This window comes from Bacillus sp. EB106-08-02-XG196, from assembly GCF_013396335.1.
Classification (GTDB): domain Bacteria; phylum Bacillota; class Bacilli; order Bacillales; family Cytobacillaceae; genus Neobacillus.
Window position 1 is genome coordinate 200525 of sequence record NZ_JABWSY010000004.1, and the last position, 25762, is coordinate 226286.

Sequence of the window (25762 nt, forward strand, 5' to 3'; positions counted from 1 at the left end):
GATCCGAACATTTAAAATAATAGCTGAAGCCTTTGGTTTTTGCTCATCGTAAGTGAAATAAAGCCATCAGCAGCAGCTAGTTTTTTATCTTCTTTTCCTTCTTCACGAACAATAACACCGTTGTTTGTCTTTAAAACAAATACGTTCCCAGTGTGACAGCTTACTTCCATTTGATTTACCTGCATCTTATCCCATGAAAGGCTTACCTCAAAGCCGCCTCGAACACGAACGCCCTTTAATGATCCACTTAACCAAGTTGAAGGAAGCGCCGGTAACATTTCCACATATCCTTTGTGGGATTGAATAATCATCTCTGCAACCCCTGCAGTATAGCTGAAATTCCCATCAATTTGGAAAGGCGGATGAGCTCCTAACAGGTTCGGGTACAATCCTCCTCCAACAAAAACTTCCCTTTTGAATGAGACAATGTTAAAAAGCTGATGAAGTAGTGCATTCACCCTCTCCCCATCCTTCAGGCGTGCCCAAAGACACATCTTCCAGCCAAGACTCCAGCCCGTTCCTGCATCCCCTCTTCTATTTAATGTTTGCCGGACAGCTTCTAATAATGGACCGTCGATAATCTGATTTCCTGGATAGACACCATACAAATGGGATACATGGCGATGATGGGGTTCAACATCTTCATAATCCATTAACCATTCCTGTAATTGACCATACTTACCAATTTGTAAAGGATGGAGGCGTTCCTTTGCTGTACTTACTTGTTGAATCCATTCATCCTCAATACCGAGAATGCCTGCTGCTTCGATGCAATTAGTAAATAAATCCCAGATAATTTGCAAATCCATTGTTGAACCTTTTGTCACCGACCCTATTTGACCATCTTCTGCATAAAATTTATGTTCTGGTGATGTGGAAGGAGATGTAATCAAATAACCATTCTCATCCTCCACCAGCCAGTCCAAACAAAATTGTGCCCCGCCTTTCATAATCGGAAAGGCTTCTTCGAGAAGAAAATCCTTGTCCTGAGAGTAGCTATAATGCTCCCATAGGTGGCGGCACAACCAAGGTCCTGACATTGGCCAAAAGGCCCAGCTTGGATCACCGTGGCGCACGTCTCCAACCGGATCGGCATGTCTCCACAAATCGGTATTATGGTGGGCGCTCCACCCCTTTAAACCGTACCTGTTATTTACCATCTTTTCACCGGTTACCGCCAGTTCTTGTATCGCTTTTAAAAGCGGACGATGACATTCAGATAAATTCGTTACTTCAACTGGCCAGTAATTCATTTCCGTATTGATGTTTAACGTATAATTGGAAGACCATGGCGCACGTGTTACATCATTCCAGATTCCTTGTAAATTTGCGGGCTGTGTTCCCTCTCTTGAGGAAGCAATCATCAAATACCGTCCATATTGAAATAATAGTTCTACCATTGCCAAATCGTCAGCATTGTATTTTTTAACTCTTTCATCCGTATCTAGTGTCTCTTCCGTTTGTTCATAACCTAAAGAGAATTCAACACGGTTGTAAAGATTTTGATAATCTTGAATATGGTTTTCTTTCAACTGCTCATAAGAAATACTCATTGCTGTTGATAGAATTGCTTCATTTTGCTGAGTTAATACTTCAAAATCGGTCCCCGGCTGCTGATTGTAACCCTTAAATGATGTAGAAACTGAAAAATAGAGAACAGCTTTCGTTGCATTTTGAATGGATAATCTTCCATTCGATGATTCTACTTGCCCGTCATCTACAACAACTCCCAGTCTCCCCTCGAAATGAATCGCTTTTGTTTCACCAAACTCACCGTAAACGATAGGCTGTTCATTTTCATTGAAATAGTTTGGTGCACAGCGTTCAGGGCAAACCCCTTGTAAAGCCACTTCTTCTGCGGCATTTGAAGTTTTATATTTTAATAAACTATCTAATGAAATGCTCACATTTAATTGTTTTGCAGCAGTACTTGTCAATTGGACAGCTAATACCTGATGCGGATGAGAAATAAATGCTTCACGTGTGTATTCTACTTTTCCAACTGAATAGTTGACAGAAGAGATCGCTTTTTTAATATCTAATGTCCGTACATAGTTCCGTGACACATCACCATGAAGGTATTGAATGGTCAGATTCCCTAACGGCATATAGCTCTGAGTATAAGGACCAAACATATTCTTTGTTTCGCTGATAGCATCTTCATATTTCTCTTCTTCGAGTAATTGCCTTACCTTTTTTAATGATGCTTCGTCATTATATCCCCTGTTCCTATGCGGCGGCCCTGACCATAATGTGTCTTCATTCAATTGAAAACGGTCTGTCTCAACTCCGCCAAAGTGCATCGCACCTAGTCTCCCATTTCCTAGTGGCAACGCCTCAGTCCATTCATTTGCTGCTTTTTTATAGGTTAAAAGATTCATTAATAAATCTCCCATTTACTATTATTTTTCTTACATTGTTTTAAACTGACTTTTATAAATCAAACATCACAGTCTGTTCATTTATAATCTTTAATTCACTTTCTTTCATTTTGTTAACCCTTGCATACGGAACGAAGTCCCCTTCGTATATATTTCCTTCTAGTAACACATTTTTACATCTGCCAAATTCAAATAATACATCATGTATTCCATCGTAGTTCCTGGATGGAAGTACCTTGACAATCTTATTGTTTTTTATTGTAAAATTTTCCACGTTTTCTGCTGACACCACACATTCATGCTGCATATAAAAAGTGTTATTCTCCACTGTAATATTTTTATGGATTGGTACTGGAGAATGAACCTCGCCAAGCGGGATTGGATGGATATGGATCGCTGGTTTACGATAATCCCAATCATCAACCGGAGTTACATGAAACGTGTTCCCCCGAATCGTCATATCCCTGACAGGACCAGATTCATACCAATCGTTCGAATCATTAGATATGAAGATTGTACTCATTGTAATGTTTTGAAAATGATTGCCTTCAATCAACACTTTCCTCCGTGTTGTACATAGGATTCCTCTTGTCGGAACATGGGAAAATCGATTATTCTTAATCACTACTTCTGGTGTATATGTCACGTTTTCCAAGACATATACAAATTCACCCTTTTCATTTTTGACACAATCAAAAGGGAGCTTTTTATTGAAGGTTACTTGCATGGTTTGAAGGTCATTTCCATCATGTCCTGGATGAACAACCTTCGTTACTTCATACTCTTCCTCAAATTCATCACCCATCGTTGCTCGATTGAAAAAGGCTGCTTTATCACCAAGATGATATTGCGGGAACCCGCTTTGCTGAGGGTGAGCATATATGACTTCTAATGTATTTTCATTGATTATTTTTTGTACCCTTGTAAAAGTTCCGTGGATATTTATCGGGTCATCATGTGGATGCATAAAGGTACAACCGTCCACGGTAATCACGCCTTTGGCGCCTGATACATGGATAGAATCGGCAAAGCTTGATCCATGCTTCCCCATCTCTTGATTTGGAATGAAATTAGTCGTCTGAAATGTAATATCACCACTCATTTGAACTAAAAAGCCAAAGCCATGCAGATAATGAATCGTGATGTTAGTTAAACATACTTGTTCACTTTCCCAAATCATAGCACCAGCCGTATTGCGATCGATCACTTTACAAAATTCAAACACACGATCGTCAACAACGCCTTTTGGCAGGGAATCATTATAGTGGATACGAATTTTGCCTGTCGCTAATTCCTCTATTTTCTGTCTATTTTCCGCGAACGGTCCTTCATTTACTCCATATCTTCTTTTTACTCCGTTCGATTCATCAAAGCCAACGATGACCATATCATTTTTTGAGCCTTCCTCTTTCCAATAATATTCATTGGAATAAGGGCTCCTTTCACTTAACCAATAAAAATAGGGCTGATTTTCACTAACTTCATAGGGAACATGATCCTCTAGTTTATAATCAGCATAATAACGCCCCTGTTCCGCAACAGTGCTCTCGACGACTAATTCTGATAGTGTTGATACCTCGTAATCCCATGATAAGTTTTGTAGACGAATATTTTTTGAATAAAAAATCCCTAATCCCATGACATCGCCATGAAAATAAAAGAATGAACCGTTTCCTTCAACCGTTAGATCCTCCTGTTCCTCGATTAGAAAGCAAACCGTCTTAATCGGGTTTCTTCTTGTATCTGTATTTGATGTATGAAACTCTCTTTTGGGTGCATGATCTGGGTAAAAATGATAGACTCCTTTAGGAAAAGATAGTATGGTGTCTTCCTTTATTCCTTTTATTTCTTGTAAAATTTTATGTACAATAGGAGAATAATCATGAATGGAGCTTGCTTCTCCCACATACTCTCTTACATCGATAATCCTTGCTTTCATCTCTTTTTCCCACCTTAATAAAAAAAGAATACACGTCAGTTAAAGACCTTCGTGTATTCTTTTTAATCATGTTAGTTTTTATTTTCCTACATCATACGCTTTTTGATAGATTTCTAAATAGCGGTCGACTTGTAAATTTTTAAAGCCATCAATATACTTATCCCAATCTTTCTCGATATCTTTTGAACCAGTCACAAATTGAACCATGTTTTCTTCGATGTACTTAGTCATATTGATTTTTAATAAATTCACTTCATCTGCTTCTTTTGGATCAACCCAAGCCGCTTCAAAATTAAATTGTTCTTTTGGTTCAAATCCATCATATTTCAGCGTTGCGTTATACAATCTTCTCTCATACCCTTCTACAGAGAATTCATCTTGTTCAGCGGCAATCGAGTCTCTAAGTGTTCTTGTCAAACCCAGTGGACCTCTTTCACCCCATCCGAAATGTACTTTATCTTCCTCTTTTAAATCAGGTTCTGCAGGGATGATCGCATATTTTGCTTGTTTACCTGTTAAATCAATGTCTTCTGGACCACCTTTTTCCCAGTGAACACCTTCTTTACCTCTTGCAGTCATCATGCTGCCTTCTTCTGAATATAAGAAATCCGCCAATTTTATTAATGCTTCCGCTTTTTTCCCTTTTGCTTTATTCGTAATCGCAAAAGTAAAATTATTGACATTACCATAATCGGAAGGGGTAAATTGAGCACCACCTGGCCCTTTCAAAGGTGGAACTACATCATATGCTTTTGAAGCATCCAAAGCGATATCCGAAATAATTGCCAAATGACTTGCTGCACCACCACCAAGGACAACATCACCTTGTGGCGTACCCAATTGTTTATAAGCTTCCGGATTCTGAGTAAATGCACCTTGATCGATTAATCCTGCTTTATATAAGGAATGAATATATTTCAATCCTTCCTTCCACTCTGGCTGTGTTGGTGCTAATAATAATTTTCCATCATTTACATTAATATAATCTTTACCATTATTCGGAATGAATGCATTCATAAGAAAGATAGTAGGATCATCACCAAGCATTGTGCTTTCGCCACTCAACGGAATTTCATCTTTTTTACCATTTCCATTTGGGTCATTGTTCTTAAATGCCTCCATAACTGTTTTAAAATCTTCAGTTGTTGTTGGCATTTCTAAATTCAGCTTGTCCAGCCAGTCTGTATTAATCCACATTTTTCCATACTTAGAACAATGGAAACATTCATTTACTGGCGGCAGAGCATAAATATTACCATCCGGTGCAGTCATTCCTTTTTCTAAATAAGGAACTTCTGTCATCAATTTTTGAAGATTTGGTGCGTGTTCAGTAATTAAATCATTTAACGGTAGGAAAACTCCTTCTTTCCCATACTTTTGCGCTTCAACTTTAGAAATATTATCTAACCAAGCAACTAGCAAATAAGCATCTGGATAGTCACCACTGGCCAGCGACAATTGACGTTTTTCTTTCGCAGCATCTTGATTCGCGTCTTGCCAGTTAATTTTGATGTTGAACTTTTCTTCTACCATTTTCGTAAATTCATTTTTCTCACGATCAAAAACTGGATCGTATGAAATGCTTGGTGTGAAGATAGATACTTCAATTGGTCCATTTGGATCTGAACCCTCACTTGAATTGTCTGATGAGCTATTCTTGCTAGGAACACAGCCAGCAAAAAGTAAAACCATAGAAACTAAAAGCAGAAAAATAGCCGATAACCTCTTCATATAAACATCTCCTTTGTTTTTACTAACGTTATTTTAAAAACGTTCCAAACTGTTTTTAACCCTTTACTGATCCAATTAACATCCCTTTCACAAAATGCTTTTGAACAAATGGATACAGCATTAAAACTGGTAAACTTGAAATAACAATTAATGAATACTTCATTAATTCTTTTAATCCTTGCATTTTCAAAATATCTTCTATATTTGCTGATGGATCGGTATTTAAAATGAGAAGACTTCTTAAAATGAGCTGTAATGGATATAGCTCTTCCGATTTTAAATAAATCAATGCATCAAAATACATATTCCACTTCATAACAGCATACATAAGGACAAGAACAGCAATAATTGGCTTTGCCAACGGTAATACAACTTTAAAGATGAATCCAATATCGCTGCAACCATCCATCTCACTTGCTTCTACTAATTCATCTGGAATGGCAGATTGGAAGAAAGTTCTTGCAATGATTACTTGAAACACAGCAAGGGCTGACGGTAGTAAAAGTGCCCAGATCGTATCGATTAAATTTAAATTTTTCACAACAAGATACATCGGAATTAATCCGCCATCAAATATCATTGTAAAAACAAGTAAAAGCATGATTAGTTTTCGACCATAAAACGTTTTTCTTGAAAGTGGATAAGCAAGCATAATCGTTATACTTACGCTAATAAATGTCCCAACAACGGTGTAGAATAGTGAATTCGAAAATCCTTGAAGAATTTGCGGATTCTTAAATACGGTTGTGTATCCTAATAATGTCGGTTCTACTGGCAATAGCCAAACACGTCCAGATGTTACCGCAGATGCACTACTAAATGAAGCGCTCACAATATAGATAAGCGGATAGAGAACAGCAATTAAAATTAAAGCTAGGAATACATACACTGCTATCATAAAAATGCGGTCTACTTTTGATTCTTGAATACTTGTATTTTTCGTTTTCTTCATACTCTTCCCTCCTACCATAAGCTTGATGACGAGAATCGTTTCGATATTTTGTTAGCAGTAAAAATTAATATGAAGTTAACAATAGAATTAAATAAACCTACTGCAGATGCAAAACTAAAGTTCGCTCCAAGTAATCCAACTTTATACACATAAGTAGAAATAACTTCAGATGAATTCGTATTCATTGGATTTTGTAATAGATAGATTTTTTCAAATCCCATTGACATGATACTTCCAACATTAAGAATTAATAAGACAATAATAATTGGGAATATTCCTGGAAGATCGACATTCATAATTTTTTGAAAGCGATTTGCTCCGTCGACCTTTGCCGCTTCATACAATTGTGTATCTACTCCTGCTAAAGCTGCTAAATAAATGATTGTCGCGTATCCGGTGTTTTGCCATACATCCGACCATACATAGATAGATTTGAAATAGGATGGATTCCCTAAAAAATTTATCGGATCGATTCCGAATAAACCTAAAATATTATTAACGATTCCTGCATTTGGTGATAGAAATAAGATAATGATCGACACCATAATGACAGTAGAGATAAAGTACGGTGCATACGTAATCGTTTGCACTAATTTTTTGAAACGGGCATTTTGAACTTCATTTAAAGCCAAAGCTAAGATAATGGGACAAATAAACCCTACAACTAATCCGTAAATACTCAACCCTAGTGTATTTTTTAATAATAACGAAAAGTTAGGACTCTCAAAAAAGGATTGGAAATACTTCATTCCTGCCCATTCACTGCCCCAAATCCCTTTGACCACACTATAGTCTTTAAACGCAATGACAATCCCAGCCATCGGAACATACTTAAAGATGATCAAAAATACTAATGGAATGAAAACTAAAAAATATAGTTGCCAGTGTTTCTTAATTTTTTTCCATGTTGAACTTTTTGACACTATTTGTTTTTCAACAGCTTCATTTCTAATACCTTTTTGATTTATGACTTCTGTTTTCATGTAACCCCCCCATTCTTTCAAACGCTTTCAAGATTTGTTACCGCTATCATAAGGGAATTCAGAAAAATTAAAAAGATGCGATTTTTTTTCGATGGTACAAGGAAAAAACCCTTAATTATCAAGGGTTTTCGGGGTACTGATTTCCTGATACCGTACATTAAATTTCGAGGGTACAATCTATTGTAAGTACTATTTTTTCTACTTTACTTATGTCTCTTTTAACATTTTTCGATATTCTGATGGGGAAGAACCGGTATTTCGTTTAAAGGCACGTCTAAAAGAATGAGCACTATTATATCCTGAAAGCATAGCAATTTCCTCTATCGAATCATCGGAATGTGTCAAATTTGTTTTTGCAAAGTTGATTCGGACATCTTCTATATAATCGGAAATGTTTACACCAACATGTTCCTTGAAAATTAACGGTACCATTTTTTCTGGAAGACTAACAGCTTCAGATATTTTATACAACGTTAAATTTGGATCATGATAATTCTGTTTAATCCATTCCTTCATCCTAGTAATGACTTGCTGCTTGCCTGCTGATTTACTCTCATAAATTGATAGTGCAATTTCTGTGACCATTTCTTTTATCTCTTCGATACTTTTTTCAAAGGACCCTTTTTTCGTTAACTGTTCATCTAAACGATTGCGTATTTCATCGACCATCACGGTATTCAATTGCGTGTTTTTCGAAAGAATTCGCACAATCGTCCCTTTCAAAGCGGTTAATAATTGGTTTCCCAATTGATACGTTAACGTTCTTACTTCAACATTTTCGATGATTATTTTATCAAGAAGTTCTTTTACTTCATTTAATTCTCCGTTCTTCATGGCATTAATGAGTCGAAGTTCTATTTCAATAGGATAGTAATAATCGATATTGCACTCTTGATATTGGTGCTGATATTTATATACCGAGCCTTGTCGATGAATGGATTGTATAAATGGTAAACTTAACTTTGCTTCCTCAAAGGCTTGGTGGATCTCTGTCAACTGTTCAAATGAGCTGCCGATACCTATATTCACCTTCAAGCTATACTTTTTTGCTATTTGTTTAATAAACAAATTAAGATTTTCTTCCAATTGTTTCGTTTCTTGAGATGATATTTTTTTATCATATGGTAATAGGAAAAGGACTTGATCTTTATCAATATTTGAAAGCAGTACCCTCCCTTTAAAGATTTCAGTAAATTCATTTTGAATGAAAAGCTGCGCGACATTCATTTCATCTAACATGTCCTTATCCAGTTCATTCAACATATGAATAATTTGTACGACACCGACATAACCGAAGGATCCTTTTAATGGAATATTTGCTTGTTCCATTAAAGCTCGCGCCTCTTTTGAAGAAGTTATTTCCCCTGCGACTAATTTTCGAAGTAACGAATCTTGCAAGAGAGGAAGTTGATCTTGAATTTGGTCTTTTAGTCTATCATTTCTTGCAATGATTTCTTCAACATTGCTATGAATAAAATCATACGGATCTGTTCCTTTTCCTATATCAGTAATCTTCATCATTCCTAGAAGCCGATTTAGTGGGATACTATTTTTATATGAAAAAAGAAGGGCAGTAAATAGTCCGACAATAATCGTGAAAAATGCAAGGGCAGAACTGATGGTTTGAATAAAATTAACATCCTCTGATAATTTCTCTTTTGAAATGACAGCAACATATGTCCACTTATTATTTTTTGACTTGGTTTCAATATACATATACTTCTTGTCATGTTCCTTAATGGAGAATTCACCCGTAGACTTTTCAAAAGAAATCAGGTTTTTATCCATGTTATCGCCTGCAATAAGATTCCCTTTATCATCAAGAATAAATGTTGAGCCGTCGTATTGGGAAGAAATTCTATTCAATAATGTTGTAATTTCTGATTCGTTTATCATCACAACGATATTTGCTTTCGGATTTTCTTTATTATTAAAAGGGAGAGATTGTACATACGTAATGATCGGTTCCGTAGTTTCCCCCATCTTCACTTTAGTGGAGGGTAAATAATATCTTGAAAGATACGTTTGGTTGATGTCCTTTTTCCATTTATCATAACTTAACCCTTCATAGACATGGGTATTATAATAGTCTTTTATACGAACGTATGATGATTCGGGCGATACGATGGTATCAATCTGGTTAAAGTATATATAAAAATTTCTAAACAACTGATTCGTTAACCAATACGGACTGATACTGTTTTGGACTTTATATATATCGTAAGCAATATTCAAATCCGTACTTGACGTACGATTCATCAATTGATTAATTTCTGGATTCAAAGACATCTGATAAACAAATTTCTCAATCTCATCATTTTTTTGATCGATAATTTCTTTTGTTTGATTTAGCAGGTTTTTACTATTCTCAGTAGCATTTTCGCTGATTTTATGAATACTTACTTGATAAATGATTAAACTCGCTAAAAGTGGAATAACAAGTATCAATAGATATGATAATAAAAACTTCCTAAAAACAGTTATTTTTTCTAATCTATCAAACATTTCAAGCTCCTTTCTTCCACTTTACATTTTCTCATTATTTGAGATTATGAACGAATTTTTTGACCTCATCGATTCGTTCCGTATTAGTCAAAATAGCCAAAACAAGAGGGTTGTTCGTTTCAACGATGGTGGAAAAAGATGAAATTTCTGAAACATCAATTCCGGTAATTTTATTAGGATCATTTTGCGATGGATATTTTTTTTCTTTCCATTCTATTAGCTCGTTTAAGCTGCTCAAATCATATAAATTTTCCTCTTCATTAAATTGATGAAAGGTCTCTTCATCTACTAGCAGCACATCCACTTCTTTTGCCGCTATTTCCGCTGCCAATTTTTGAATCTTCGCTAATGAATCGGGATTACTTGAAACCTCACTTGTATTAATGGCATGTACTGACATGCTCTCATTCTTTTTAGTGTTAACAACATATTTTTCTAACTCTTTTTGTAATTTTATTGTTTGTTCAGCGTTAGTGTTAGCTCCCACAACTCGAACAGATAAAATCTCTTTATGTTGATTCGAAAAAGTATTAATTCCCAAGATGAGAAAGAAAAGGATAACAACAGCAGCAATCATGTGGAAGGAATAATATTCAATCAAATACTCTATTTTCCCCTTCAGAGTTAAGGGTTGTAATCGTTCTCTTAACTTTTTCAATGTACTGTCACCTCTTATATCTCATTTTAGCATTTTTTGACGAAAAAAATAGATTCATGTTATCGATAACACGAATCTAGGAAACTTTTACTAATAAATTAGTATTTCTGAGTGCTTCCTTCCAATTCTTCAGAAAAACAACAAGAAAACTCTTTTACTATTGGATTCTCCACAGACTCTTTTACATTTAGTTTCAACATTTTCGTCTTGACCCGCGAAACTTTTTTAGTATAACGATGGCCAATTGCTGTACCTGAAGCAATCGATAACCATTTTTCATCCACAAATGCCTCTACCTCAAATTTCCTTACCCGTTCACCAAATCGAATATCTTCCATTAAGATAATATGATCAATGCTCGTCTCTTCTTCCAGCGTTAATACTATTTCATTTCCATTTCCCGTGGTCCTTCCCAAGGGATTAGCAAATCGTCTCTTTATTTCATTTCCAAAATCCAACAACCGATTCGCGTCAACTTCTGGTATCAATCCTCGATCGTCAGGAGAAATATTTAATAATAAATTGGTCCCATGACCAACGGAATGATAATAGATATGCATTAGTTCATCCAATGACAATAAGCTGTCTTCATCGTTAGGATGCCAAAACCAATGGTTTTTTCGGATTGGGACATCGCATTCTGCCGGGAGCCACTCAGGTGTGCCTGGAAGCCAGGTAACTTTTTCATTGGAAAACATACTGATTCTTGCTGCACTTTCTGTATTCCAGCAAGGATACGGTGCTACTCCTTCTTCATTACCAACCCATCTGATTGTTGGCTGACCCATATTAAAGATCATGGCATTTGGTTGATATCGTTTAACAATCCCGATAATTCTTTGCCAATTATATTCCCTGCCTTCTGATCCTGCACCATCAAACCAAACCTCTATTAATGGACCATACTGGGTCATCAACTCGGTAAGCTGCTGACAATAAAAATCATCATAAGCATCAATATCTGAATAACAAGGTTCATGGCGGTCCCATGGAGATAAGTAGATTCCAAAGTGGATGCCTTCTTTTTGACAGGCTTCTGCACATTCACGTACGACATCTCCTTTTCCATTTTTCCAAGGACTTGATTTCACAGAATAATCCGTTGTCGAGGTTGGCCAAAGGCAAAAACCATCATGATGTTTCGCCGTTAGGATAAAGTATTTGAATCCTGCATCCTTGGCAAGCTTAACCCATTGTCCTGCATCTAATTCCTTCGGATCAAACAATTCTGGTGAGTCTTTTCCTTCCCCCCATTCTTGATCACAGAAGGTATTGATACCAAAGTGACAAAAAACTCCCAAGTCTAAATTTTGCCATTCCATTTGGCTTTCTGCAGGCAGCACGAGTTTAACCTTCTCCAATATATACACACCTCTTTGTTAGTAGTTTAATATAGATTGCAATCGCTTAATTGTTACCGGTAACACGAATATAACAATATTAAAATCAATTGTCAAACAATTTATAATTATCTACTTAGTGTTATCGCTACCATTACTTCTTGCTAAAATTAATATTGGTAATTACAATATAATAGATAGTATGATTTACTAGGGGGATTACGATTGGTAACCATTTATGATATAGCAAAAAAAGCCAACGTCTCTGCTATGACCGTCTCGAGAGTAATCAATAATTCAGATAAGATCAGTGAACAAACGAGAAAAAAAGTTGAGGCGATTATTAAAGAATTAAATTATATACCCAACAGTTCTGCGAGAAGCCTAGTTTCCAAAAAGTCAAAAATTCTAACGTTAATGATTACAGACATATCTAACCCGTTTTTTACCAGTGTCGCTCGTGGTGCAGAAGACAAAGCCATGCAAATGGGTTATCAACTGTTGCTTTGCAATAGTGATGAAAATATTGAAAAAGAATCGAAATATATGGATATGCTGATATCGACAGGTACCGACGGTGTTCTAATTGCTCCTGCGAATGACTCTTCGAAAAAAAATATCCGAAAGCTGACAAAGCATAATATCCCCTTTGTACTAATTGACCGTTACATTAATGATCTGAGATGTGACCAGGTGCTGAGTGACAATGAAACCACCACTCGAAAGATAATCGAGCATCTTATCGTACAGGGACATAAAAAAATTGCCATCATCAACGGTCCATTAGATGTTGCCACTTCAAGGGAACGACATCAAGCGTATAGTGATACCCTCCGTTTGCATGGGTTGCCGGTCAATCAGCATTGGATTCACCAGAGTCAATTATTCCATAACAGCGATATTTCAAACAAAATAAAAATGCTTATTGATTTGCCTGTAAGTGAGCGTCCAACAGCTATTTTCGCCACAAGTAACTTTTTGGGGTTAAATACAGTTAAGGCTCTAAAAAAATTCAATATAAAAATCCCTGAAGATATGGCTGTCGTTTGTTATGATGGCGTACCTAATTATACGGAGAATGAACTATTTCTAACCGCAGCGGAACAGCCTTCCTATAATTTTGGGTATATAGGAACTCAAATGCTCATTGAACGAATTGAAAAAACAAGTCCTGAGAATCCAAGGAAAATTGTACTGCCTGCAGAATTCCATATAAGAGCATCTTCTCTTTACAAAATTAATGAATAACTTTCGAAAAATAGCAAAAGCGTAAGTGGCTGTCACTTACGCTTTTACTATGTTCTAAAGGAAAACCTTCCTTCAAAAAATGGAACAAATGCCCCACTTAATTTTGTTTCATTTTTTGATAATAAAGTGGACTTCCTTTGACGACTTTACCTGTAAGACTTAATACAAATTCGCTAAACATCGTGTTGGACCACGCAAACCAATCCCTTGTAAACTCTTCAGGACAACTAGCGTTAAAGCCTTCATGCATAAATTTGGTCCCGCCGTCTGTATTTTTAAAATAAGCTAAAATTTTCTGTTGTTCTGCTTCATTGGTTGTGGTCATACCTTGGATCGCCAATGCAATATGCCAAATATAATGATCAGGTGTATGCGGACTGCCGATTCCCTTCGCAAATTTCCCTTCATAATAGTAAGGATTATCCCTGCTTAAAAGGAATGAACGAGTATTTATATACGTCGAATCATCAAATGGGAGGTAGCCTAAATATGGCGCCGCAAGCAGGCTTGGAACATTGGCGTCATCCATTAAATTAACGCGCCCTTCCCCATCGGTTTCATATACATATATGTCACCATAAATTGGGTGGTCAAACCTCGCATATTGTTCAATCCCTCTTTTAATCTCAGCACGAAGCTTTACGCATTCCTCTTTTAATGATGTATGGTGAAGAACTTCCTCGCATATTTCAGCTGCATAACCTAAAATGACAACCGCAAACATATTTGCCGGTACGAGGTATCCATAGGTGCAGGCATCATCACTCGGACGGAAAGCACTCCACGTCATTCCCGTTGGTACAACACGACCTCCTTTACCATCGCGGATTAACGTATCTGACTGACGGCAATCAGAACGCTCGAAGCGATAAGGAGATAGATTTTCATGATCCTGCTCGGTCCGCCAAACTGTGATAATCGTTTCAATGACATTTTGGAACGTTTCACCAAAATGGGAGGTACGTCCAGTCGATTTCCAGAATAAATACGCTAACTGCACAGGGTAGCAAAGAGAGTCAATCTCGTATTTCCGCTCCCAAATATGCGGTGTCATCTCTGTAAGGTCGGTTTGATAACCATGGCCATTTGCACTTTCATTGAAGGCATTGGCATAAGGATCATGCAAGATAAAAGCAAATTGCTGGCGGATAACCCCTTCTAGTAAATCAGCAATTTCCTCATCCACTTCTGCAGCGAGCAAATAAGGTCTTACCTGTGCAGCTGAGTCACGCAGCCACATCGCTGGGATGTCCCCAGTAACCACGAACGTTTTTCCATCTTCTTGTTTTTTCATTGTTGTTTCGTACGTATTAATAAAGCATTGTTCGAACATTTGCTGGAGTTTTTCATCATGAGGGAAGAATTCCTTAACATGATTAATGATCTTTATTAAAGATTGTGGGATCGTTACTGTCATTTTTTTCGCTCCTAACATTATTTATGAAAACCAAGTGTGATAATTTCGTAACCTTCTACTTCATATCGCTCCTGTGATTCTTCCGTTTTTTCCTCAAGAATCGTACTTTTATAGGATGTCTGGTTCATAGGAATCGAAGCCCTTAGGGTCTCTCTCATCCCTGCCGGATTAAACCAGCGAATCATCACGTCATCCTGCTCCTCTGCTACCTTCATTGATGTCCATACAAGTCCACTAGATTCAGAAGTCACAAACTCATGGGAAGCTGGCAGTGTTCCATCATGACAGTCAGTTTGTACTGTATATAGAGGTACTTTAAATTGGTACGCCTCAACGAAGGATTTTGACGTTATAACATCCATTTCATGCGGCAAAACAATCCATTCTGCTGTCTGGATTCCTAAGCATTGCGCCTCCGGTGTCGGGAAGTAGCCCCAGTCCCCAAGCTCAGCAACCGAACGGAGCACGGTGACCGCAATCGTGCCATCCTCTGGAAAAATTTCATATTCCTGCAGACCATCAGTGGCAACGGTCAGCCCTTTTTTGTCATCAGCTATGCTGACAAATCGCTGCAGATGGTGGCAAAAACTAGGATTCTTCCATTCCTTTTCCGGTGTATTCGGGCGATTAACAATTTCAAAAATACTGTCCGCTTGATGTGTTTCTGTTTTTAACCCAGTTGGAAAAAGGACACGGAGGCGGTGATCACTTGCTTGATTATCGAAAATAAGTTTGAAGGCTGGTCCCTTCATTCCTTTTTCGAGCAAAACGATGGTTTTAAGAGAAATCGTAGTCGTTTCACTTGATCTGCCAGCGTGTCTGTTCGAATGCCAGACCATTTGATGTTGTTCGATGGCTAATCGATCATCTGCAGAAACTGGAATCGTTAACTTGTGCTCAAACTCCAGAACCGTTCTTAGTGCACTTCTTTCCAAGAGTGTAAATTCAGCAGGAACACCTTTTGTCGTGATTGGTGCAAGCCCCGTCGCTTCCTTGAACATATATTCGTTGCCGATATCTCCTGTATCCTCGTAAATTCCGAGATCTCGGAATGTTTGACCCGTTTCTTTTAAAGACAAATCATAGGTGCCATCCTCATGGAACAGGAGATGGACAAACTCATTTTCCATTTCTAGCCCTCCAACAGGCGACTCTGTCACTGGCTGTACTTGCGCTTCGTCAGGAACAAAATAGAAGGTCTTATATCCAAAGGCTGGGATATTCTCCGCATAGAATGATAGAGTTGCCCTTTTCGCATAAAATGGCTGACGGAATTTATCATCTGGTAAATCGTAGCCAAATTCCACGTTCGTGCCCTCGAGCTGAAAATCACAAACCTTCCCTTGGTCATCGACCAGCTTGTAGCCTGGCAGTTCTTTTTCCTCCAAATACGTTGGAATTTTTCCAAGAGGCATTTGAGAAAAATACACTTTTTCAAGATCCAAATTTTTGGTGACTACTTCATTTTTATTCCATCCTGTTGTATTCATAACGATAAGCGGAATCCCGCCATCCGGAGTCCTTGATGTATCTATAGCCGCTGCAAGCTCTGCTGCTTGTTCTTTTACAAACACTTCTCCCATATGAATGACACTTTCAAAGCGGGTAACCATTTCGCGGTGAACCTCATCGACACTGCACCCGCAAATGCTGTCATGCGGATGATTTTTCATCAGTGATTTCCACATAAAACGGATATATTCCCTTGGGTACGTTCCATTCGCTAAGTAGCCAAATGCCGCCAGCGGCTCCGCAATCTTTTCCAACAATATCTGACAGCGATGATTCCATTGCTTCAAATAAATTCGTGCAGACGCTGTATTAACGAGAGTGGACCAGCCGTCTGTCCGCTGATTCCGTAATTCACCTTCAATAACCTGCAGTTTTTCGGGAAGATTCTGTTTTAGTGCTTCTGTATATTCGTCAAAACTAGAATGTTTAAAGTTGTAATCTAGATAAAGGGAAGCTGCTGTTTCGATTGCTGCTGGAATCGTTTTTTGCAGCGGCTGATGATCGCAGCCATTCATAAACAATAATTGATTGGTAGATGCATATTTTTCAGCATCCTTCAGCTTTCTGTCCCAAAAGGCTATCGCTTCTTCCTCATCAACTGGAATTTCATTTCCGTTTGAATACCAATTAGCAAATAATATTCCTAACACACTGGAGTCGTCCGGTGATTTCCAGATCATCTCAGAAAATGGTGATTCAAAGCTAGGTGAGTCTGATACCGTATTATTAAAGCCTGTCGGTTTGACTCCTCTTCCGAAGGCCGCGGTATCAATACCCGCCTGCTTTAAAAGCTGAGGAGCCTGCCCATAAATACCAAATGTATCAGGAAAATAGCCAATTTTTGAAGCATGTCCATAGGATTTTGTATCATTCATACCTATTTGTAAGTTCCGGATATTGGCTTCAGAGCTAGTTAAAAAAGCATCCTGGAGGACATACCACGGTCCAATATAGAGCTTTTTCTCTTCGATTAACTGTTTAACAATCTCGCGTTTTTCTGGGTGAACTGCAAAATAATCCTCTAGTAGAACGGTTTGACCATCGAGATGAAACGATTGAAACGCATTTCCTTCCTTTTGGAACTGTTTGATTAGTTCATTCATTAGTTTAATAAAGTAGTAGCGATGTTTTTCAAAAGGTAAATACCACTCTCGATCCCAGTGTGAATGGGAGATAATATGGGCTGTCTTCTTCAAGAGACTTCCCCTCCTCGATATATTCGACGCGTGCAAAAAACGCTATCATTCTATTTAAATCAGCTGCTTTATTCAGCGTTTTGTCCTTCATCAAAGACATTTCCCTATAATCGTCTAAAAAAAATAACCAAGTCTAAAGTAACTTGGCTACTTTTTATAAAAAGTTTTTATTTAAATGTTCGAATAAAGCTAATGGCCTCGCGGATATCATGAAGTGGATTGGTCCCTACTTCTCTTTCAATCGTTAAGTAACCTTGATAACCAATCTCTTGAAGGGCTGCGAAATAGCTTGGGAAGTCAACCTTTCCTTCGCCTAACGGCAGCTCGCGGAAATATTCCCCTTCGGTCACCATCTTGGCAATTTGTTCATGATCCACTCCGCCGCCGTAGCCAAGCGCACCATATACATCACGCGGATCTACTGGCTTATATCGGACCCCATCTTTCACATGAGTGTGGACGATGTAATCCTTCAGCAGTTTTACACCTTCAACAGGATCATCTCCCGTGACCATGACCATATTCGCTGGATCAAAATTGACGGAGACACCATTTGTGCTCAATGTATCTAAAAACGTTTTCAATCTCAATGAAGTTTCCGGACCTGTTTCAATCGCAAAGTAAGCATTTAAGCTTTTGGCATATACCCCTAATTCGTCACATGCCTTTTGCATCGACTCATACACACGAGTGGCAGGATCCTCCGGAATAATCCCAATATGCGTAGTAACAATATCCGTTCCTAATTCAACGGCCAAATCTAGGATTCTCTTTGATTTCTCAATTTTTTGCAGATTCATTTCCGAATCCTGAAATCCATGTCCCCCAAGATCACCACATAGAGCAGATATTTCTAACCCTATTGAAGAGATATAATCTTTTAATTCCTTCCTTGCTGCAGAAGTTAAATTTTCAGGAGCCATCTCTCCATCCACCGCATAAATTTGGACACCGTCTGCTCCCAGCTCCTTAGCCATCTTTAACCCTTCACGAAGCGGCAGCCGAAGACTGTCCACAATAATTCCGATTTTATTTGATAGTTTCATAAACTCTCACCTCATCCCAAAGTCTTTTTACATTTTCCATCCCAATCTTCGTACCAACCTGACAATCTTCCATGCCTTCAAATTCGACGGTAAGATAGCCGTCATATCCGGATTCTTTGACCAGTTTCACGAGTTCACGGATATTTAAATCTCCATGTCCAACAATCGCGCCGCGCATATAATTTCCATTTACCGTACGGAACCACTCCCCGCCGCCTGGATTTTCATAATAAGGACGAATATAAAAGTCTTTAAAATGAACGGTAGCAGCATAGCCAATATTTTTCTTCACTCCCACAAGCGGATCTTCATCCGCACAAAGGAAATTCCCTACATCCACCGTACTTTTAAAATTTGCCCGGTCAACAGCATGAATCACCCGCTGGACTCTGTCGCTTGATTGCACATTGAATCCGTGGTTTTCGATCGTAGTTGTGATTCCAAATTGGGCGGCATAGTCTGCAAGCAGTTGACTGCCTCGCACCATTTGTTCAAAATGCTTTTCAAAATGATGAATCGTCATTTCTTCTGGTTCAAGACGAAACGCAGTAACATCATGGCGCATGATTTTGATTCCCATCCGATTTACGATGTCTACATGCTGCTTAAGGCGCTCCACTTCCGCTTGGAACGCTTCCTCAGTCGGCTGAATAAAATTAGCTGGCAATGAATACCCAGATAGTTCGATTCCGACTGCTTTTGCTTTTTCCCTGATTTGGTCGGCCAATTCTGGCTGATCGACAACCGTAAACCCATAAGGCACAAGCTCAAGGTGCTCGCCGCCGTTATCGGCCACCCATTGTACGACATCTAAAATATCCAGTTTCCCAGCATTAATATCCTTTAAAAGACTATAAGAACTAATTCCAACTTTCATTTTAAAACACTCCTTTTACCTGCATATTTTCTATTTTCACTTCATCCTCACGGTATGTACCAATAATTTCTCCCGTTTTGGCAGTAGCGAATAAAACACTTCTTTCAGATTCTAGTAAAAACTTGTACGTCTGGTCTGTTCCAGGATCGGTAATCTTCACATTCGTATTAACGCCAAATTCAGAAACAAAGATAAACAAGCTACCATTCTCAAATTCTAGTTTCCGGCCATAAACACCTGGAACATCCCCTTCATGCCAGATTAAATGCTCCGAAACACCAGCAAGATTTAAGCTATATTGATACAATTCACGAATGGACTCATTTCTTTCATTCAATTCAACGGGAAGCGGGGACCAGATAATTCTCCCCTTGCCATAGTCATATTCCTTAACTTCTAAAATTCCCGTCTCTGTGATTTCTTTAACCACTTCGGCAATCCGCTTATCACCAAATGAAAAAGAAAGAGCTTTGTTATTAACAACTAGCTGTTCTTCACGAAGGACATTGACAAGTTTTGTTGGTCCTGCAATTTCTTTCATCCGATCGGTTTCGTTCCAGTATTCATCAAGACTCATAGGTCCAGTAAAAAGCAGTGTAACATCGTGAGTTTTCACAAATTCTAGCAGTTCCGCTAAAGCCTCTGATTGAAAGTTATGTGGACTCGGAACCATAATCACCTTTGGGGGTTCTCCAGCTAAGCTCGATAGATCATATTCACTTAACGCCCTGAATGGCTGGTTAAGCTCATAAGCTAGTATCCTCGTTAATTTCGTTGTTGCATCAAAAGCAAGCCTGCGATTAGAAAAATCATTAGAATATGGGAAAATAACAACAATATCTTCAAGCTTCCGGTTTTCGAATAAATGTCCAACTTCTTTGATAAAGACGCCAAAATCATAGGAAACATTGGTTTCCGGCTTTTCGGTCCCATCGGCACGAAGCGCCCCAATATTTGATTCATTAATATTATTCATAAAATAATTGGTATTCCAGAGCCATTGAACCGCACCCGCGCTGCCGGAAGCGAAGGCATAGGCATACTTTCTTTCCAGAATATTACGCAGCTCTTCCTCGGAGCGTTTCGCTTGGTTATTCGGATTTTCTACATACATGATGCCGGTTTCCGAAATTAAATTTGGTTTATCAAACGTCTTGGCAAAGACGCCATCCCAAAGTAAATTGTCATTTGACCACCAGGTATGATTAGTTGTGTAATCAACCGCTTCTCCATAAAAGAAGGGAGATGGCCGCTGACCCATCAATGCTTCATCCTGTCCGACAGTGACTAACTGATCTTTTGCCAGGTGCTTAATCGTCCCGGATAGTTTGCGAATCCACTCATTATGCTTATCCATCGTATATAACGTGTAATCTAACCATTTCAATCCTCTTTTGCCGGCAGCCATATCTTGTATATGGGTATTAATTTCCCTAATTTGCGGCGGCCTGACATGATCAAATGACGGCAGCTCATTCGGTGTCAGATTCCAGCGTTCTTGAAGCTCAGCAATATCACGATGTCTTGCCTTTAACCACTTCCTATACTCACTCGCATCAAAGTGGTCTAGAAGCGTCCTTGGTCCAGCAAATGTTTGCTTAGGGTCAAACAGAGACGGTTCATTGATTAAATCCCAATGAACATTTGTAGTTGTCTTGTGTCTAGTAACAATCGCAGTAATAAATCGTTTCTGCGCCTCGACACTTCTTGGATCAAGATAAGGGTTTTTCCCTTCCCATTCCTCCGGTGTAAACGAGAAAAAGTTAAACGTTAATTCGATGTCATATTGTTTCGCGGTAAGTACAAAAGCATCAATTGCTCTTAAAATACTCTCTTCCATATGGCCGTCCACAAACATCATGTTCCGCCATGCCGTCCAGATTCCTGTCCTGACATAATTGATGCCGGCTGCTTTCATCGCAGAAAAATCTTTATTCCAGACACTTGGATTAGGAAGGAACAGAAAATACCGGGCAACATCTGAGGACATGTAGGTCATGCCAACCACCGGGAAAGGCTGATTATTTTTCAAAAAGTAATCTCTGCCGCAGACAAGCGGCTGTCCGCTTTCAAGCAGCGCTTCATCCTTAAACCAAAAACCTTGATGTATGACTCGTTCTACTCCAAAATCACTCGTTACTCTAAAGGTTAGTTCATAAAAGCCAGGCTCAAATTCCTTTTTATTTAAATAGAGTTTCTGGATACACAGCTCTTTCGTAATCGAAATTTCTAAGCTATGTTTCTCAAGGGAGCTCCCTTCCTTTGAGAGAGTCAGATGTAAACTCCAATTCGATTGTTCTTGAAGTAATGACTGTGCTTGAAAAGTAAGGATAGGGACCTCAAACTGCTCATACGCGGCGTAATTGGTTTTCAGCCATAGCTCTGTCACACCTCTAGAAGCGAAATCCGCTAACTTCAGTAATAAACGGCAGCCCTTATCATTCCAAAACTCACTGGAAAACAACTGATTAATAAATACCCATCTGCCGCCGGTAAACGTACCCTTATAGTTTTCGATTAAAACCGCCGGGGCCGCAACCTCCCGCCCGCCCTTCGAAATCCCCTTCAATAAAGGGTATATTCGGGCATCCATTGGACCAACCGAACCCATTTCGTGTTCTATCGACGACGACTTCGTTGGATGAAGAATAAAATTGGCTGTATCCTGAACTTTAAATAGTTCCTCATACTCTTTAAAAACCGGAAATTCATTATGATGAATCAATTTCTCGATTGGTTTTCCATCAACCTTTAACACTTCATGAATATTAAGCTCAGCATGGTAAGCGGTTTGCTCCCGCTCGGGGATCCATTCGCCATTTACTAGATTGCATGGCTTTCTAAAAGGGGCACCGCCTATCCCGACAAACCCTTTCCCCTCTTTTAAATAAGAGGTTAGAGAACCCCAAGCGTTTTTTGGAAAATAGGATCCGTGTAAATGAATGAAACATTCTATTCCACTACTAAGAGTACTTTTTAACTCAGCAGCATTGATAATAGAAGCCTGCTCTTCCCATTTTTCCAGTATCTCTTTTGATGGCCTTTGTCCGTCAAAAGGGAGGGCTTCATCATAAAATATCACAACTTTTGAGACCAAGATTCATCCTCCTTATTGAAGCTCTTTCGTGACGAAATCGAGAGTGCGATAAAGCTCATCTAATACTTCTAAATCTTCACCTCTATTAAAAGAGGAAGAAGTCATGCTGATAAATTTTGCAAACTCTTCTTGACCCCAGCCATTCCAGGAGGTAACAGCCATCCCAAGCATTCCTTCCGGTTTAGTGGATTGATTTGCCTGCTCCTTGCTGGCTTGTAGAAAATCGAGGGCCGCTTCTGTTTTATACCAGCAGGATGGAATCACCGAAAATCCCTTTTCTAGAAAAATACCAATCGAAGGATAGGAATCTAGTTTATCGTAATGCCAATCCATCAAAACAATATCATTTGGAATTTTGGATATCGCTTGATGAGTGCCGAACGTATCTCCTTCCCATTGGTTGTAACCGGTTGCCTCGCTGTCATTGAAGCGGTCAGCCCACATAAACATCTGAACCCCGCGTTCTTTTACTAGATATCCATGGAGATCATTGACGGCTTTTGCAAATAGCTCTGCCCGGTTCTTCCCCTTACAGCGCGGGCACATATCATCTGCAATCGCATACACTTCATCCATACCGACATGGAAGGCATCCGCTTCAAAAGCATCGATTAACTCTCCTAGGAGATCAAAAGCAAGAGCATTTACCTCAGGGTGTAACGGGCACCAGCTTCTGCAGAAAAAGTCAGGCCATTTTGCATCTAATGGAATATGGGGAGTTTCATCAAATTCAGGATAGGCTTTTAACAGGGTATTCGGCGCCCCTCCCCAGCCTTGATGGCCCAAGCATTGAAACAAAGGGATGACACGAATACCATGTTGCTTGCAAACGGCAGCGATTTCCTTGGCATCCTGTTTCGTAAGTGTTCCTCCAGTAACCTCTGGATGTTTCTCAAATACAAACGAAGTGTTGCACTCAATGATTAAGTGATTAATGCCCTTTGGTGCTAAGACTTTTTCAATAAACTGTATGAATGGTTCGACAAGTTCATGTGATCCAAAACGCAGATGAAACGCTTTTACAGGTTCAGTGTTCTTCACTCGTTCCTACACCCCTTCTTGGTTAATTTAATTTAAGCATACTTCCGCCCTTGTCCAATCGTAAATATGTGAAATTTGTCAGCGTTGTCTTAGGCACTTTGGCCAGCCATTTAGCTGTTTATCATGATATGTATTTTTTGCATTCTATGTCGTTTCTTACAAATGATAAAAAAGAAGGAAAGAGACAGTTTATCCCTTTTCCTTCTTCTGCTCTTACTTATTCCAGCGATCGTAGGCATCTTGATAAATGTTAACCAATTTATCAAGGTCCATATTATTCATTGTTTTAATATATTTGTCCCAATTGGACAGAGGCTCGGTACCTGTAATAAATTTCGCTTCCATTTGTTCAATGTAAGTATCCAAATCAGCGCGGATTCGTCCTACTTCTTCTTGTTCTTCAGGCGTTAAATAAACTAGTGGATATGGAACCTTTGCATATGGCTTAATTTTTACATCTGTTTCGGCATTCGTAAACTTCGTAAATTCTGTTTCAGGGAAGCCCTCAATTTTATGACGTAATGCAGGAACATTGATACCAAAATCAGGTGTTGTCATACCACGGTAGTCTTCAATCGTTTTCCCTTCAACTGGTGAATCCAGCAATTTTCTAGTACCGCTGGCTTCATCTACCCAATCCCAAACGTCCCCTGCCTTACCGATATTTAGAAGTTCATTTCCTTCTGTTGAATAGAGATAATCAACCCAGCGAATCGCAGCTTCTGGATTAGCTGTTTTATTGGTAATGGCAAATTGACCGCGGTAGATACCCGGGCTTAATGGCGCCACGGCTTTATCAGTTGCAGAACTTGAGATTGGCTGATACATAGGGTCATCAAGTGCCTCTTCTTCCTTATCTCCAGTGGTGAAATAGGAGAACCAGTCCTGGAATAATCCAAGTTGATTGGCTTGTCCTTTTGCTTTCTTCTGCTCATTGGATTGTGAGAAAGTTTCCGGATCCATTAATTTTTCATCATAAAGCTTATTCATAAATGTAAGATAATCCTTATAGCCATCTTCTGCCGGTGTATACACGACCTTACCATCAATTTCTTCAATTCCCCAGTTCGTGAACCCAAAAGCACCTAACAGCCACTGACGAGAATCATCTAAAGCAACTGACGAGAATGGAATTTCATCGGCTTTTCCATTACCATTCGGATCCTCTGTTTTAAATCGTTTGAACAAGGTATACAGCTCATCTGTTGTTTTAGGTAATTCTTTCACACCTAAGGCGTCTAGCCATTTACCGTTATACCATAATGGACCCATATACCAAACGGCATTCTTGTCCACCATCGGCAGTGCATAAATATGACCATCAACTGTTGTCACTGATTTTTTTACATCAGGGTTTTCTTCAAACATCTTTTGGATATTTGGAGCATATTTTTTAATCAAATCTTCTAATGGAATTAATACTCCTTCTTTTCCATACTTAACTTCCTGCTCCGCTGTTAAAGCAGCCCCAAAAAGAACATCTGGAATTTCGCCGCTGGCAAAGGCAAGATTTAATTTTGTTGGAAAATCACTGTTTGGCGGTGTTGTAAATTCATAATGTACATTCGTCATCTTTTCCATTTCTTTAAAGAAAGCCATATCCTTCCACTTTGCTTGACCAATATCCGGTCCCATCATGGACATTGTTATTTTTTCATCAACAATCGGATAACCTTCTTTGTTTATTTCTACCTTGTTTTTTTCGACATTCTCTTTTGAATTAGATTTAGAAGTACACGCAGCCAGCATCGATAAAACTAAAACAAATGATAGCATTATAAGAATAGCTTTTCTCATTTTCCCTCGACCCCTTTCGTTTATGAAAAATTGCAATTTTAT

Annotated in this window: 16 protein-coding genes; 1 reads left to right on the forward strand and 15 read right to left on the reverse strand. The window is 38.7% G+C overall.

Going from position 1 to position 25762, the window contains the following annotated elements:
- Positions 1–11: 11 nt before the first annotated feature.
- The 8 genes from MLOOGBEN_RS08410 to MLOOGBEN_RS08445 form a co-directional block, all read right to left on the reverse strand.
- The gene (locus MLOOGBEN_RS08410) at positions 12–2381 is read right to left on the reverse strand and encodes a glycoside hydrolase family 95 protein (RefSeq protein WP_179157805.1); all 2370 of its coding nucleotides are present in this window, start codon (positions 2379–2381) and stop codon (positions 12–14) included.
- A 52-nt stretch (positions 2382–2433) separates the two neighbouring features.
- Positions 2434–4320, reverse strand: coding sequence for a right-handed parallel beta-helix repeat-containing protein (locus MLOOGBEN_RS08415; protein ID WP_179157806.1), 1887 nt, complete (start codon positions 4318–4320; stop codon positions 2434–2436).
- Between the two features lie 78 nt (positions 4321–4398).
- Positions 4399–6051 carry an extracellular solute-binding protein gene (locus MLOOGBEN_RS08420; RefSeq protein WP_179157807.1) on the reverse strand — a complete coding sequence of 551 codons (1653 nt, stop codon included), beginning with the start codon at positions 6049–6051 and terminating at the stop codon, positions 4399–4401.
- A gap of 55 nt (positions 6052–6106) precedes the next feature.
- Positions 6107–7003 (reverse strand): carbohydrate ABC transporter permease, encoded by an 897-nt coding sequence (locus MLOOGBEN_RS08425; protein WP_179157808.1) that lies wholly within the window; start codon positions 7001–7003, stop codon positions 6107–6109.
- An 11-nt stretch (positions 7004–7014) separates the two neighbouring features.
- On the reverse strand, positions 7015–7986 hold the full coding sequence (locus MLOOGBEN_RS08430; RefSeq protein ID WP_179157809.1) for an ABC transporter permease: 972 nt from the start codon (positions 7984–7986) through the stop codon (positions 7015–7017).
- Positions 7987–8193: 207 nt separating this feature from the next.
- Entirely contained in the window at positions 8194–10491 is a 2298-nt protein-coding gene (locus MLOOGBEN_RS08435) for a helix-turn-helix domain-containing protein (RefSeq protein WP_179157810.1), read from the reverse strand.
- Between the two features lie 34 nt (positions 10492–10525).
- Positions 10526–11068 (reverse strand): hypothetical protein, encoded by a 543-nt coding sequence (locus tag MLOOGBEN_RS08440; protein WP_218781104.1) that lies wholly within the window; start codon positions 11066–11068, stop codon positions 10526–10528.
- Between the two features lie 179 nt (positions 11069–11247).
- On the reverse strand, positions 11248–12510 hold the full coding sequence (locus tag MLOOGBEN_RS08445) for an alpha-L-fucosidase (protein ID WP_256988987.1): 1263 nt from the start codon (positions 12508–12510) through the stop codon (positions 11248–11250).
- Between the two features lie 204 nt (positions 12511–12714).
- Between MLOOGBEN_RS08445 and MLOOGBEN_RS08450 the strand changes: the two genes are divergently transcribed.
- Positions 12715–13737, forward strand: a complete 1023-nt coding sequence (locus tag MLOOGBEN_RS08450; RefSeq protein WP_179157812.1) for a LacI family DNA-binding transcriptional regulator — start codon at positions 12715–12717, stop codon at positions 13735–13737.
- 97 nt (positions 13738–13834) lie between these two features.
- On the opposite strand, the gene MLOOGBEN_RS08455 is transcribed toward MLOOGBEN_RS08450, so the two are convergent.
- The 7 genes from MLOOGBEN_RS08455 to MLOOGBEN_RS08485 all read right to left on the reverse strand — a co-directional run bounded on the left by MLOOGBEN_RS08455 (position 13835) and on the right by MLOOGBEN_RS08485 (position 25720).
- The gene (locus MLOOGBEN_RS08455) at positions 13835–15154 is read right to left on the reverse strand and encodes a glycoside hydrolase family 125 protein (protein WP_179157813.1); all 1320 of its coding nucleotides are present in this window, start codon (positions 15152–15154) and stop codon (positions 13835–13837) included.
- A 17-nt stretch (positions 15155–15171) separates the two neighbouring features.
- The gene (locus MLOOGBEN_RS08460) at positions 15172–17862 is read right to left on the reverse strand and encodes an alpha-mannosidase (protein ID WP_256988988.1); all 2691 of its coding nucleotides are present in this window, start codon (positions 17860–17862) and stop codon (positions 15172–15174) included.
- A gap of 167 nt (positions 17863–18029) precedes the next feature.
- A complete protein-coding gene (locus MLOOGBEN_RS08465; RefSeq protein ID WP_179157814.1) occupies positions 18030–18908 on the reverse strand; it encodes a sugar phosphate isomerase/epimerase family protein in 879 nt (292 codons plus the stop codon).
- A complete protein-coding gene (locus MLOOGBEN_RS08470) occupies positions 18892–19785 on the reverse strand; it encodes a sugar phosphate isomerase/epimerase family protein (RefSeq protein ID WP_179157815.1) in 894 nt (297 codons plus the stop codon). The genes MLOOGBEN_RS08465 and MLOOGBEN_RS08470 overlap by 17 nt, the downstream gene beginning before the upstream one ends.
- Position 19786: 1 nt before the next feature.
- A complete protein-coding gene (locus MLOOGBEN_RS08475) occupies positions 19787–22882 on the reverse strand; it encodes a beta-galactosidase (RefSeq protein ID WP_179157816.1) in 3096 nt (1031 codons plus the stop codon).
- Positions 22883–22894: 12 nt separating this feature from the next.
- Positions 22895–23923, reverse strand: coding sequence for a family 20 glycosylhydrolase (locus tag MLOOGBEN_RS08480; protein WP_179157817.1), 1029 nt, complete (start codon positions 23921–23923; stop codon positions 22895–22897).
- A gap of 213 nt (positions 23924–24136) precedes the next feature.
- Entirely contained in the window at positions 24137–25720 is a 1584-nt protein-coding gene (locus MLOOGBEN_RS08485; RefSeq protein ID WP_179157818.1) for an extracellular solute-binding protein, read from the reverse strand.
- Between the last annotated feature and the right edge of the window lie 42 nt (positions 25721–25762).

What these genes read in the sequence shown, in the direction of transcription:
- MLOOGBEN_RS08410 (WP_179157805.1), bottom strand. Translation starts at nt 2,381, where the DNA reads ATGAATCTTTTAACCTATAAAAAAGCAGCAAATGAATGGACTGAGGCG.
- MLOOGBEN_RS08415 (WP_179157806.1), bottom strand. Translation starts at nt 4,320, where the DNA reads ATGAAAGCAAGGATTATCGATGTAAGAGAGTATGTGGGAGAAGCAAGC.
- MLOOGBEN_RS08420 (WP_179157807.1), bottom strand. Translation starts at nt 6,051, where the DNA reads ATGAAGAGGTTATCGGCTATTTTTCTGCTTTTAGTTTCTATGGTTTTA.
- MLOOGBEN_RS08425 (WP_179157808.1), bottom strand. Translation starts at nt 7,003, where the DNA reads ATGAAGAAAACGAAAAATACAAGTATTCAAGAATCAAAAGTAGACCGC.
- MLOOGBEN_RS08430 (WP_179157809.1), bottom strand. Translation starts at nt 7,986, where the DNA reads ATGAAAACAGAAGTCATAAATCAAAAAGGTATTAGAAATGAAGCTGTT.
- MLOOGBEN_RS08435 (WP_179157810.1), bottom strand. Translation starts at nt 10,491, where the DNA reads ATGTTTGATAGATTAGAAAAAATAACTGTTTTTAGGAAGTTTTTATTA.
- MLOOGBEN_RS08440 (WP_218781104.1), bottom strand. Translation starts at nt 11,068, where the DNA reads ATGATTGCTGCTGTTGTTATCCTTTTCTTTCTCATCTTGGGAATTAAT.
- MLOOGBEN_RS08455 (WP_179157813.1), bottom strand. Translation starts at nt 15,154, where the DNA reads ATGACAGTAACGATCCCACAATCTTTAATAAAGATCATTAATCATGTT.
- MLOOGBEN_RS08465 (WP_179157814.1), bottom strand. Translation starts at nt 18,908, where the DNA reads ATGAAACTATCAAATAAAATCGGAATTATTGTGGACAGTCTTCGGCTG.
- MLOOGBEN_RS08470 (WP_179157815.1), bottom strand. Translation starts at nt 19,785, where the DNA reads ATGAAAGTTGGAATTAGTTCTTATAGTCTTTTAAAGGATATTAATGCT.
- MLOOGBEN_RS08485 (WP_179157818.1), bottom strand. Translation starts at nt 25,720, where the DNA reads ATGAGAAAAGCTATTCTTATAATGCTATCATTTGTTTTAGTTTTATCG.